The organism is Parafrankia colletiae (assembly GCF_001854655.1).
Taxonomy (GTDB): domain Bacteria; phylum Actinomycetota; class Actinomycetes; order Frankiales; family Frankiaceae; genus Parafrankia; species Parafrankia colletiae.
Window position 1 is genome coordinate 1 of sequence record NZ_MBLM01000112.1, and the last position, 12,350, is coordinate 12,350.

Annotated in this window: 8 protein-coding genes and 1 pseudogene; 5 read left to right on the forward strand and 4 right to left on the reverse strand. The window is 70.6% G+C overall.

Going from position 1 to position 12,350, the window contains the following annotated elements:
• The coding region (locus CC117_RS14535) for a toll/interleukin-1 receptor domain-containing protein (RefSeq protein WP_198541855.1) at positions 1-649 on the reverse strand (649 nt) is incomplete at its 3' end.
• 83 nt (positions 650-732) lie between these two features.
• Positions 733-1,593: a hypothetical protein gene (locus CC117_RS14540; protein ID WP_131803072.1), complete on the reverse strand. Its 861-nt coding sequence runs from the start codon at positions 1,591-1,593 to the stop codon at positions 733-735.
• A 661-nt stretch (positions 1,594-2,254) separates the two neighbouring features.
• Between CC117_RS14540 and CC117_RS14545 the strand changes: the two genes are divergently transcribed.
• The 5 genes from CC117_RS14545 to CC117_RS14565 all read left to right on the forward strand — a co-directional run bounded on the left by CC117_RS14545 (position 2,255) and on the right by CC117_RS14565 (position 8,906).
• On the forward strand, positions 2,255-3,937 hold the full coding sequence (locus tag CC117_RS14545) for an ABC transporter substrate-binding protein (RefSeq protein WP_071084495.1): 1,683 nt from the start codon (positions 2,255-2,257) through the stop codon (positions 3,935-3,937).
• On the forward strand, positions 3,934-4,869 hold the full coding sequence (locus CC117_RS14550) for an ABC transporter permease (RefSeq protein ID WP_071084424.1): 936 nt from the start codon (positions 3,934-3,936) through the stop codon (positions 4,867-4,869). Before CC117_RS14545 ends, CC117_RS14550 begins: the two co-directional genes overlap by 4 nt.
• Entirely contained in the window at positions 4,866-5,849 is a 984-nt protein-coding gene (locus tag CC117_RS14555) for an ABC transporter permease (RefSeq protein WP_241830103.1), read from the forward strand. Before CC117_RS14550 ends, CC117_RS14555 begins: the two co-directional genes overlap by 4 nt.
• Complete coding sequence (locus tag CC117_RS14560; protein ID WP_407673529.1) at positions 5,836-7,734, forward strand: dipeptide ABC transporter ATP-binding protein; 1,899 nt, start codon at positions 5,836-5,838, stop codon at positions 7,732-7,734. Before CC117_RS14555 ends, CC117_RS14560 begins: the two co-directional genes overlap by 14 nt.
• Positions 7,735-8,117: 383 nt before the next feature.
• Positions 8,118-8,906: a DUF429 domain-containing protein gene (locus tag CC117_RS14565; RefSeq protein ID WP_071084428.1), complete on the forward strand. Its 789-nt coding sequence runs from the start codon at positions 8,118-8,120 to the stop codon at positions 8,904-8,906.
• A gap of 1,961 nt (positions 8,907-10,867) precedes the next feature.
• Here the strand turns inward: CC117_RS14565 and CC117_RS39015 are convergent.
• The gene (locus tag CC117_RS39015) at positions 10,868-11,203 is read right to left on the reverse strand and encodes a hypothetical protein (protein WP_241830105.1); all 336 of its coding nucleotides are present in this window, start codon (positions 11,201-11,203) and stop codon (positions 10,868-10,870) included.
• An 853-nt stretch (positions 11,204-12,056) separates the two neighbouring features.
• Positions 12,057-12,215: pseudogene (locus tag CC117_RS40540) on the reverse strand (HAD hydrolase-like protein); the annotation flags it as partial.
• Positions 12,216-12,350 lie beyond the last annotated feature (135 nt).

Sequence of the window (12,350 nt, forward strand, 5' to 3'; positions counted from 1 at the left end):
CCGGAGCGCCGGTCACCGGAGCGCCGGTCACCGGAGCGCCGAACGTCGCCGCGACAGCTGTCAGGAGATCGTCCCGTCCGACGAACCGCGCGACCCGCGGCGGGGCGTTCCACACCCGGTGGCGCGACCCCGGAAACATCGGCTCTCCTCCCGGTGGCGGAAGCGGGTCGCCGTTGCCGGCTGCCACCCGCGCGGCCCGGCCGGGAAAGGGCGGAGACCGGTCCGGCCTGCCCCGTCGCCCGTGGACGGCGGCCCGGAGGCGGCGTCGCGCCTCGTCCCGATCGATATCGAACAGATCGACCGGCACGATCTGCCCGAGCAGGCCGGCATCCTCACAGCCGTCGATCCGGACCACCAGGAGCGACCGCTCCCGGCCGTCGGGATCGGCCGCCCAGGCGGTCTGCCATTCAGCCGGCCGGCCATCCCGCAGATAGGCCTCGGACAACAGCACTATCGTCCGGTCCGCGCTGCGCAGATAGCTGTCCAGACGGCCGATGGAACGTGTGCCCGGAAGGTCGTCCCAACAGGCGACGAACACCAGGAAGCCGTCTTCTTCCAGCGTCCATCCGAGCCATTCCGCCCATGCCTTGTCCTCGGCGGCATAGGAGATGAGGAATCTGGCACCGGCCCGCTCCGGTCGTTCCCGCACCGGAGATGGTCCTGCGTTCACCTAAGGCGCCCCGTTCCGGGATCCGGCGGCGGGCCCGCGCCGGGTGGCCAGGAGAAGCCGTTTCATGACACGAACCGAAGCTGGAGATCGTACATTCCACTGTAGGTGGAGGCGGACAGCGTGAGATCCGCTCCCCCGTCCCCAAGACGACCCCGCAGGGTCGCCCCGGGGCTGAGCGGGGCGACCTGCGGGATGGAACCACCGCTGTTGGCTCGGCAGGGAATCAGGGGCTGCTCACCGTTGAAAAGGTTGTACGCCGCCCCTTCGGCCCGGTGGTCATCCACCAGCCGGCCGGTGAGGTTGCCGTCGGACCAGGCCAGCTGCCAGTAGGTCAGGAGCAGGCGGGGACTGCGGGGATTTCCCGCCAGGTCACTCCCCGAGGTGGCGGCGACCCGGGCCGAGGCGAGCGACACCGCTCCCGTCGCGCCTGGGTTCCCGGCCGCGAGAGTGAACGAGAACGGACTGGGCTCGGAGGACGTGCCGTCGGTCTGCCGCCTGCCGATGACCAGCTGGGAGCTCAGTTGATAGGTCTGTGAAGCCGCCCGGCGGCGCGCGGAGCCCGGACCGCAGAAATCATAGGTCGTCAGCGTGATGGTGGAGATGCCGTCGTAGGTTCCAAGGACCGCGGAGCCGGCCGGGGGCGTCGCGGAGGAACGGGCGGGCGAGGGCGACCGCGAGGACGATGACCGCGCCAGCGCGGACGGACTCAGAGGCAACGACGAACGCGTCGGCGGGACGGAGACACCGGCCGGGCTCGCGGATGTCCGGGACTCCCGGGACTCCCGGGCCGCCTCGGATTCCGCTGACGCGGCGGGCGAGGTCCGCGTGGTGCCGGTCGACGCCGACGCGCGGACCGGGTCTTCCGAATCCTCGGCGCCGCATCCGCCAAGGACACCCGCCAACAGAATGACAACGAAGAGCATCGACAGCACAATCCTGCAGGCTGACGATCGCATCGTATGTGACATGAGATCCCCCCCGGAACCTGATGGGGGAATAGTGCGCCCCCGCGCCCACAACGTAACCGGTACGCGGGATCACTGCCAGACCGTTCTCCGGAATGAAAAATCAGCAGAGCGACCATGACGAGAGCCGACAGGATCGCCGCCGTCCAGGCGCGGCTCGTGCGGGTTGACCGTACAACGTGATCCTCACCAGCGCGGAGCGGAGCGCCGGTACGCCCCGAGGGTTGCCCGCGGCGACGGTGTCCCGCGAGCGGAGCGGATGTGTCCCACGCGCGGAGCGGATCCGTGCCGTCGCGGTCGTCCGGCCCGGCGAGTGTGCACGCCAGCCGCGCTCTCGTCACCGGTACGTAGTTCTCAGGTACGTAGTTCTTCTGATGTGGAGCAGCCGATCAGTCTGCGAATCTTTGTCCGCGGCGCACGGCCGGACCACCCTCACCTGCCTCCGCGGGCCGGGTGGCGGTTCGCCGGGTCCAGGTCCAGGCCCGGACCTGCACGAGCACGCCGCGCCCGGCACGCCGACACCGAGGGCCGACGCAGTGCGGTGTGGCGCGCCGTGGCCGCCCGCCCCGCGCGGCGGCACCGCATCAGCGGCACCGCCGCACCGACTGATAAGGACGTCATGAATACCAGGATCCAGGGGGGCGGGCGGCGTACGCGCGCCGTCCGGCGAACGACCAGCCTCGTCGCCGTGCTGGCGTTGGCAGGCGTCACCGCCGCCGCGTGCGGCGGCTCGGACGACGCCTCCGGCACCCCGGCCGCCGACGCCACGCCGGTCGCCGGCGGGAAGCTCACCTACGCGACCATTCAGGAGCCGGGCTGCCTCGACCCGGGCTACGACCCGAGCACGGTCACCGGCGTCATCAACCGCAACATCTTCGATTCTCTGGTCTCACAGACCGCCACGGGCGAGACGAAGCCGTGGCTGGCGACCAGCTGGACGGTCTCCCCGGACGGGAAGACCTACCGGTTCTCGCTGCGTGACGGCGTGCGGTTCCACGACGGGTCGGCGTTCGACGCCACCGCGGTGAAGGCGACCTTCGACCATGCCGTCGACCCGGCGACGAAGTCGCTGTACGCCGGTGCGCTGCTGAGCGCCTACCAGGAGACCCGGGTGATCGACCCGCGGACGGCCGAGGTGGTGCTCGAGCGGCCGGACGCGACGTTCCTGCAGAGCGTCGGGACGCCGTCCCTCGGCATCCAGTCGCCCGCGTCGCTGCGGCGCTCCGCGGAGGAGCTGTGCACCAAGCCGGTCGGCTCCGGTGCCTTCACCTTCGTGAGCTGGACGAAGAACCGCGACCTGGTACTGGCGAAGAACACCGCCTACCAGTGGGCGCCGGACGCCGCGAGCCACGACGGCCCGGCCTACCTGGACGGGATCACCTTCCAGTTCATCTCCGACGACACGGCCCGGTTCGGTGCGCTGACCTCCGGCCAGGTGCAGGTCGTCAACAACGTGCCGGCGGCGAACATCCGCACGCTGAAGGCCAACAACTCGCTGCAGTACCTGCGCGCGGACTCGCCCGGTCTGACCTTCTCGCTGCTCCTCAACCCCACCCGCGAGCCGCTGTCGGACGTGCGGGTCCGCCGGGCGCTGCTGCGGGCGGTGAACCTCGACGAGCTGGTCACCTCGGTGTACTTCGGCGAGTACCGGCGGGCCTGGAGTCTGCTGAGCCCGACCACGATCGGCTACGACAAGTCCCTGGAGGGGACCTGGAAGGTCGACCAGGCGCTGGCGAACCGGCTGCTCGACGAGGCCGGCTGGACGGAGCGGGACGGTGACGGCTTCCGCACGAAGGACGGGAAGCGGCTCACGGTCGTCTGGCGGACCGGCGCGCAGCTGGACCGCGACAGCCGCGGCGTGGTGGCGCAGGGCGTGCAGGCGGACGCCAAGAAGGTCGGCATCGACCTGCAGTACATCAGTGAGGACGTCGGTACCTTCAGCCAGCACATCTTCGCCGCCGACCTCGACATCTGGGGCGGCAGCTACCAGCGGCCGGACGGCGACATCCTGCGCTTCGCGTTCGCGTCGGACCAGGGGATCACCAAGGGCGGCGGCAACCTGTACGGGCTGAACGACGCCACTCTGGACCGGCTGCTGAACGAGGCGTCGACGACCACCGACACGGCGGTGCGGACGAAGAACTGGGCCGAGGCCCAGCAGTACATCATCGACAACGCGCTGGCGGTGCCGCTCACCGTCGGGGCGAACCTGGTCGGTGCGTCGGAGAAGGTGCACGGCCTGCGCTTCGAGCAGTCCTCGAACCTGGCGTTCTTCGACACCTGGCTGGACCCGACGAAGTGACGTCCACCGCGCGGTGGCTGGCCCGCCGGCTGGCGCTGTCGGTCCTCGTCGTCGTCGGAGCGGCGACGGTGGCCTTCGGTGCCCTGCAGGTCGTGCCCGGTGACCCGGTGCACGTGATGATGGGCGGCGCGGCCCCCAGCCCGGAGGTCTACCAGCAGACCCGCCACGAGCTCGGGTACGACCGGCCGCTGCCCGTCCGTTACGGCAGGTTCCTCGGCCAGCTGCTGCGCGGTGATCTCGGTCGGTCCTACCAGCTGCACCGGCCGGTGGCGGAGGTGATCGGAAGCCAGCTGTGGCCGACGGTCCAGCTCGCACTGGCCGGGTTCGGGCTCGCGTTCGTGGTGGCGGCGGCGCTCGCCGTCGCCACGGCCGGGCGCCGGTCCGGGTGGCGGCGGCTGTCGTCCGCGGCCGAACTGGTGATGATCTCGACGCCCGGTTTCTGGGTCGGCGTGCTGCTGCTGACGGCGTTCTCGTTCCGCCTGCAGCTGTTCCCGGTGGCGGGCGGCGACAGCCTGGACGGGCTCGTGCTGCCCGCCGTCACGCTGGCCCTCGGCCTGATCGGCGTGTTCGCGCAGGTCATGCGGGAGGGCCTGGAGCGGGCGCTGGAGCAGCCGTTCGTGCTCAGCGCCCGGGCGCGCGGTTCCGGTGAGACTGCGGTGCGGCTGCGGCACGCGCTGCGGCACGCGCTGATCCCGATGGTCACACTCGCCGGCTGGATCGTCGGCACGCTGCTCGGCGGGGCCGTGCTGGTAGAGACGATCTTCAGCCGGGAGGGGCTGGGGCGGATCACCGCGACGGCCATCGCCGGGCGCGACCTCCCGCTCGTCACCGGCGTCGCGGTGGTGGCGGCGACGATCTTCACGCTGCTCAACATCGCGGTGGACCTGCTCTACCGGGTCATCGACCCGCGGATGAAGGAGGTCATCCGGTGACCACGCCGAAGCTGGCCATCCCGCGCCCGGAGGCCGCCGACGCCGAGCCGAGCCCGGCCACGCGCCGTCCGCCGGGCTCGGCTCGGCGCTGGCTGTCCCGTCCACCGGGCCGGCCGCGCCGGCTGCCGTGGCGCCGGGCGGGCCGTTCCGGGCGCGACAACCGGCGGATCGGTCCCGGCGTGGCGATCAGCGCCCTCGTGGTGGCCCTGGTATGCCTCGCCGCGATCTGGCCGGGCCTGCTCGCCCGGGCCGACCCGAACGCGGTGGAGCCGGTGGACGCCCTGCTCGGGCCGAGCGGTGCGCACTGGTTCGGCACCGACCAGCTCGGCCGGGACGTCTACAGCCGGGTGGTGCACGGTGCCCGGGTGTCGCTGTTCATCGGTGTCGGTGCGACCGGCATCGCGTTGTTCCTCGGCTGCCTGGTCGGGATGCTGGCCGCCACCTGCGGCCGGCTGGTCGACGAGATCCTGATGCGGATCACCGACGTCCTGATGTCGTTTCCCGGTCTGCTGCTGTCCCTGCTCGTCGTCGCCGTCCTGGGCCCGAGCAGCACCAACGCGGCCATTGCCATCGGCCTGTCCGGCGCGCCCGGGTTCGCACGGCTGGTGCGGGCCGAGGCGCTGGTGATCCGCCAGGCCGGCTATGTGCGCACCGCGGTGACGTTCGGCGCCGGGCGCGCCCGCGTCCACCTGCGCCATGTGCTGCCCAACGCGTTCGCGCCGCTGCTGGTCCTGGCGCTGCTGAGCGTCGGCGCGGCCATCATCGCGGGTTCGTCGCTGAGCTTCCTCGGGCTCGGCCCGCGGGTGCCCACCGCCGAGTGGGGCTCGATGCTCGCCCAGGGCAAGGACTTCCTGACCATCTCCTGGGCGATGGCGGTCTTCCCCGGGCTCGCGATCACCGTGACCGTGATCGCCATCAACATCGTCGGCCGTGATCTGCAGCGGCGCTCCGAGGGGAGACATCCCAGTGGCACGTTCTGAAGGGACCGCCACGGCGAGCCCGCTGCCCACGGCCAGCGGCGTGGAACCCACGACCGGTGGCACGCAGCCCACGGCCGGCGCGGGGCCGCTGATCGCCGTGGAGGATCTGCGGGTCACGTTCGCCACCCGAGGGGGCCCGCTCGCGGCTGTCCGCGGGGTGAGCTTCACGCTGTCGCCGGGCGAATGCCTGGCGATCGTCGGCGAGTCGGGCTCGGGCAAGAGCGTCACCGCCCGGGCGCTGGTCGGTCTGGTGGGCGCCGGCGGGTCGGTGTCGGCGGACCGGCTCGAACTCGCCGGACAGGACCTGCGTGACCTGCGCGAACGGGACTGGCGCCGGATCCGCGGCCGGCGGGTCGGGCTGGTGCTCCAGGACGCCCTGTCCTCCCTCGACCCGGTGCGGACGGTCGGCGCCGAGATCGCCGAGACCCTGGGCAACCACCGACTGGTCCCCCGGGCCGCCCGCGCCGCCCGGGCGGTGGAGCTGCTGGCGGAGGCCAGCGTGCCGGAGCCCGAGGTACGCGCCCGGCAGCGTCCGTTCGAGCTGTCCGGCGGGCTGCGCCAGCGGGCACTGATCGCCTCGGCGCTCGCCGGGCAGCCCACCGTGCTACTTGCGGACGAGCCGACCACCGCGCTGGACGTCTCCGTGCAGGCCCAGATCCTCGACCTGCTCGCGGCCCGCAAGGCGGACGGGGTCGGCGTGCTGCTGATCAGTCACGACCTCGCCGTCGTCAGCCGGCTGGCCGACCGGGTCGCGGTGATGTACGCGGGTGCGCTCGTCGAGGAGGGCAGCGTCGAGGACCTGCTCCGCTCTCCGCGTCACCCCTATACCCGGGAGCTGCTCGCCGCCGTCCCGTCCGCGCATGCCCGCGGCACCCGACTCGCGATCCGCCGGGACGCGACGACGGGGCCGGCCGTCGCCGCGCCGGACGCGGTCGGCTGCCGGTACGCCGCCCGCTGCCCACTGGCCGAGGCACGCTGCCGGTCAGCGGATCCGCCGGCGGTCGCCGTCGGGGCCGCGCACCGCGCCTGGTGCTGGCGGACGGACGAGCCGTGGCCGGCCCCACAGGCGGGCCCGGCCCGCGGCCGGGTGCGGCACGCCGACGACACGGTGATCGAGGTCGACGAGGTCTGGAAGAGCTTTCGCGGGCCGGACGGCTCGCGCCGRCCGGCCGTGCGCGGCGTCTCGTTCGCGCTGCGCGTCGGCGAGACGGTCGGGCTGCTCGGCGAGTCCGGCTCCGGCAAGAGCACCACGGCGGAGATCGTCCTAGGTCTGATGGAGCCGGACGACGGCACGGTGAAACTGCACGGAAGGCCCTGGTCGCGGCTGTCGGAGTCGGCCCGGCGGCCGGACCGGCACCGCATCCAGCTCGTCCCGCAGGACCCGCTCGGTGCCTTCGACCCCCGCTACACCGTCGAACGGATCGTCGGGGAGGCGTTGGGCGCACCGGGCCGCCGCGCGGCGAAGCGCCGACGGGACCGGATCGCCGAGCTGCTCGGCCTCGTCGGGCTCGACGCCGGGGTGCTCCCGCGGCGCGCCGCCCAGCTCTCCGGCGGTCAGCGGCAGCGGGTCGCCATCGCCCGGGCACTGGCCCCCGAGCCGGAGGTGCTGGTCTGCGACGAACCGGTATCCGCGCTGGACGTCTCCATCCAGGCACAGATCCTCGACGTGTTCGCCGACGTCCAGGACGCCCTCGGCGTGGCGATGCTGTTCATCTCGCACGACCTGGGGGTCATCTACCACGCCTGTGACCGGGTCCTGGTGATGCGGGACGGCGAGCTGGTGGAACAGGGCGACGTCGAGCAGGTGCTGCGGGCACCGGAGCACGACTACACCCGGGCGCTGCTCGCCGCCGTCCCGCGTCTGGACACCGCGACCTTCGCTTGATCCACCGGGCGAGCATGGCACGATCAAAAAGGGCGCTCCGTGAGTGCCCGCGGTTCTCGTTGCCCGGCCAACGAATGCGGCGTCCTGCCAGGGGCCGCCGGTCATCGGCTGTCCGATCTACTCGGCGGTCAGGCGTCTCCCCCGTACCGGTCCAGGCGGGCGGTACGGGGCCGTTCAGCGCCTCAGTACGTCAGTGTCAGGGGGCTTTCCACGGAATGATCCGTAGCCGCCATGGCGGACCTCGCCGACGCAACAGTGCCTCCCTGCTGTGGGCCGGCGCAGCATGAACGCGGGCCGGCCTCGGGACTCACAGGCTGGTTTTTCGTGGACGAGTCATTCATTCCTCGGATGGACCTCAACGCCCTGCTGCGTACCCTGATCGGATGATGACGATCGGCGTGGACCTGGCGGCGGAGCCGAAGAAGACCGCACTCGCCCGGATCGACTGGTCGTCGGGTTCAGCGACGGTACGGGATGTCCGACTCGATACGACCGACAGCACGATCGTCGAGGCGGTCAAGAACACGGACAAGGTCGGTATCGACTGCCCGTTCGGCTGGCCCGAAGCCTTCGTCGCCTTCATCACGGCCCACCAGAGCGGGAACGTGGCCGTCCCGCAGGGGGTCACGGGTCTGCAGTGGCGACGTGCCCTGGCGTACCGGGTCACCGACCAGCGGGTCCARGCAGAGACAGGGCTACGGCCACTCAGCGTCGCTGCCGACCGGATCGCGCACACGGCGATGCGCTGCGCGGGACTCCTGGCAACACTCGCAGACGATGACATACCCGTGGACCGCACCGGTGGTGGCGTGGTCGTCGAGGTATACCCGGCCGCCTCCCTCGCCGGATGGGGGCTGCCGCACCTCGGCTACAAGAGCAAGGACAACATCGCCGTCCTCGCAACGCTGGTCGACACTCTCCTCGATGCGGCGTCGTGGCTTGACCTCGGCGCCCACGCGGATCTCTGCCGCCGATCCGACGACGCGTTCGACGCCATGATCGCGGCACTGACCGCCCGTGCCGTGGCGCTGGGCCACACCGCCCTGCCCGGACCGGACGACGCCTTTGCCGCGGAACGGGAAGGGTGGATAGCCCTGCCGACCGGCCCGCTGTCCTCCCTCGTGTTAGACCGCAGTCCGAGACCGGCCGAGCGGCTACCAGCAGGACGGTGACAGCGAAGATCGCCTCATGGGAGATGCCCCGAGGTGCGCACGCTGATGGCAGTCACGGTCAGGGCCAAATACCTTGACGCCGCCGACGCCGTCAGCCAACTGTCGTAGCCCGCATCAGGAAACCTTGGCGGGTCACCGACCTGCTGGAGCTGCTGATTCAGGCAGAGAGTCCCCGCCTACCGTTGATCGCAGGCCCACATCCGACACAGTTGACCGAAAGGGCCCGGCTCGCCTGCCTCGTGGCGATACCGGGGCCCCGATTCACGATCGCAGGGAGTTCTGCCATGGGTAAGCCGACTCCGATGGACGGCGAGGCCGCTGACCGGATCAGCCGGGCAGCCTGGAACAACCCAAACTCCCCTACCGCGCAAAGTGGCTGGGACGGACGGGCACGAGACGCGGGGGGACAAGAACGAGGGCTACGACGACCCCACCTGGGATGACGACTTGCTAAGCGACAACTTAGCCGAGGCCACGGGACTCCCGCTGGCCGGCCAGACCAACAACGACGACGTAAACCGGGTGCCGGAATCGGCCATGCGGTTGCGAACGTCGATGATCCGGTGTTAATCTCATCAGCATAGCGCGCTCCTGACTTCCGTATTCTGCCGCACTATGACGCGGGTGATTCCACGTGGGCGGGTGGCCCATGTATTGTGGTATTTTCCGGCGACTTCTCGGGATCGCTTCGGTCCGCTCCAACGGCATCAGGTTCCATCACCGATACGCGTTCCGCGACTGGCGGATACGGCCTGATCCGGCGAGGAAGGCGCCGGCCGAAATCAGCATCGTTACCTTGGCCGTACGGGCCCCGTTCTGTAGAGCAATTTACTTCCCTGGCGCCGCGATGCGAATAACCACCCAGGCATCCAGCGGAGCGGAACGGCGGACGAGTAGGGAGATCGCTCGCCGCTTCCCGCGCCGGTGACCGACATGCCCCGAGGTCGCTGGTTGTCCGCGCGCACGGCGCGCGACACGAGCGCGGGACGGCGGCTCAGTCCAGTTCTTCACCATCGACCGCGACTTGCCCATGCGTTTCTCAGTCATCTGGAAGGACTGCAGTGCGTTTCAGGTTAGGCTCTCGCCTCAGGATCAGGTCCGTCGCCTCCCTCGTTCCGTTTGCTCTCGCGGCGTTCTTCGTCGCCCCCACCCCCGCTGCCTACGCCGCCAGTTGTGGCCCCGTCACAGCAGGCGACGTCGTCGCCGCAACGCCCTACCTCAGTACCGCGTACGGCCCGATCGCGCATGGGGTCCAAGCCAGCTCGGGCGCGTGGGGCGCCGCGCGGCCGGGCTTGTACAGTCCCCTCACAGGCGGATTCAACCCGACCGGGAGCAACCTCGCCGTCGTCAACGCTTCCTGGGGGCAGAACTGGTCGGTGGCCTCCAGTGACGGGGTCAACGCGGTGTTCTGCGGATATGTCATCTTGAGCAGCCCGTACGGCCAGGTCGTCTATGGCGTCCAATACTCTGGCTCGCAGGGGCGTTGGGGRAACTTCAACCGGTCGAGCAACCTGTTCTATCCTGACAACGGCGGCTGGCACCCGCTGGCCTGAGCCGGCGCGCCCGTCCACCTGTTCCACCCGGCCGGCCAGGGTGCTGCCGACGGCGCACGCCTGGTCGGCCGGTCCCAGAACTCCCAGCGGTACCGGCGGCGCGGGTCCGCTGGGCGGAACAGATCCGTCGTGCAGGCCGCACCCGCCGGCGCCATCGCCGCATTCGCCAGGGCCAACGCACGCTTGTGGGCCAAGATCGCGCAGGCCAGCCCGGATGAGTGGACGTCCCGCGTGGCGTCAGCCGCAGGCGCCTGGGCGCTCTACCGTGCCTAACACGCCCCAACGTGGGAACGGCCCCTATCCGCACCCCCGAGGTATCGATCAGTGACCGCATCGCCAGCACCCACCGGGGCGGGTCACGCCCTCGCCACACCGCCACGTGCGCCCGCCTCCGGCAGCGCCGGCCCCTCAGTACGCGGTCTGGACCGGGACTGCGAGCGGCGCGAACAGCGGGATCCCTGGTGTGTCCGACCACGCCGGCACCATCGGTGTCGAGCCGGTTACCGTCGTGGCGCGTTCCACCGGGGTGAGCACACCCAACGTCACGCGATCCTGCAACGGCAGGAAATCCAAGGCCAAGCGTCGCACCACATAATCGATGATCGATGCGGCCCGTGGGATCTCCGGGTCATCGGTCAATCCCGCCGGTTCGAACCGCAGGTCGGCGAACTGCCGAACGAACGTCACCAGCGACACTCCGTAGGCCAGTCCCGTCGAGATCGCCAACGAGACGGTCTCGGTCATCCCACGCAGAGTCGACCCCTGCTCGCCATGATCAGATTAACGTCCGCGAGCGACCCGTCCGCGTGCAGGGACGCGATGAGGAAGCCGTAGGCACCGCCGACCGTGAACGACCTCGTCACGGACTCGCGACGCCGCGGCGCCACGCCACGCCACTCGATGCTCGGGTCTCCCTCGCCGGTGCTGCGTCAACCACGACACGTTCCTCCCCATCACGTCGACCCGCGCACCCACACACCATGCGACCACAACAGGTAGCGTCGCGACACTACAGTAACTACCAGATATTGCGGTCGAACCGAGACATCAGCATAGGTCACCGTCGATCCCCTCTCGCAGCGCAGGCATCGGCGTGTCCGGGACCTTGTCCGTCCGCGCTCATCAGGCCCCGGTGACCCTGAGGGGGTGGCGCCCGCGATGGTGCCGGCCGGCGGAATTGGCCAGCGCAGCGCGGCTCGGCAGCAGGCCGACGCCCAGTTCCGCACGGAGAGCCGGCGGGGYAGCGATCATGAGCGGGTGCAGGCGGATGACCGCGTCCYACTGATCGACATCGAGAACGCTGTCGGTTCGGTACGGCCACGACCCGAACTCGTCCGCCGGGGCTATGTCGGTCACAACGAGCACCAACTGCTGCCAGCGATGAGCATCAGGCCAAGATCCGGCGAGTCGATGTCGGTGAGAACGAGCACCACGGTGGCGAGCCTGTGCGCGGGTGCCTCCGCCACGCCTCCTCGCTGCGCTTTTGACTGGTACGAAACAGGATCGAGCCGGGAAGCGGTCCGGGACACCGGGCACGCCGGCCGCACGGCGCGCCCGGTGGTGCTCGAACCCAGCGACATCGCGGCGGCCGTGACGCCGGTAGCTCGGTCAACGAGTCGAGGTGAAACAGGCAGCGATCGGCGACCGTGGTGTCCTCGAGGATGTGGCCCCACGGACCCCGGCGAATAAAGGCAGTCGCCAGGCCGACGGCCTGCGCGGGGCGGATGTCATTGTCGAGCCGATCGCCGACGTACAAACCCCCCACCACCACATCCGTCCTTTCCGCGTTGGAATGGCGGCGCCCCTCTCAGGTCAGTCCCGCGGTGCGCACCTCACCCGACGCGTGCGCGGACCGCATGCGTGCGGCGAAGACCTGCGAGTACGACAACCT

Bases quoted from the DNA above. Each gene is read 5' to 3' on its own strand.
- CC117_RS14540 (WP_131803072.1), bottom strand. From the start codon at position 1,593: ATGCTCTTCGTTGTCATTCTGTTGGCGGGTGTCCTTGGCGGATGCGGC.
- CC117_RS14545 (WP_071084495.1), top strand. From the start codon at position 2,255: ATGAATACCAGGATCCAGGGGGGCGGGCGGCGTACGCGCGCCGTCCGG.
- CC117_RS39015 (WP_241830105.1), bottom strand. From the start codon at position 11,203: ATGACCGAGACCGTCTCGTTGGCGATCTCGACGGGACTGGCCTACGGA.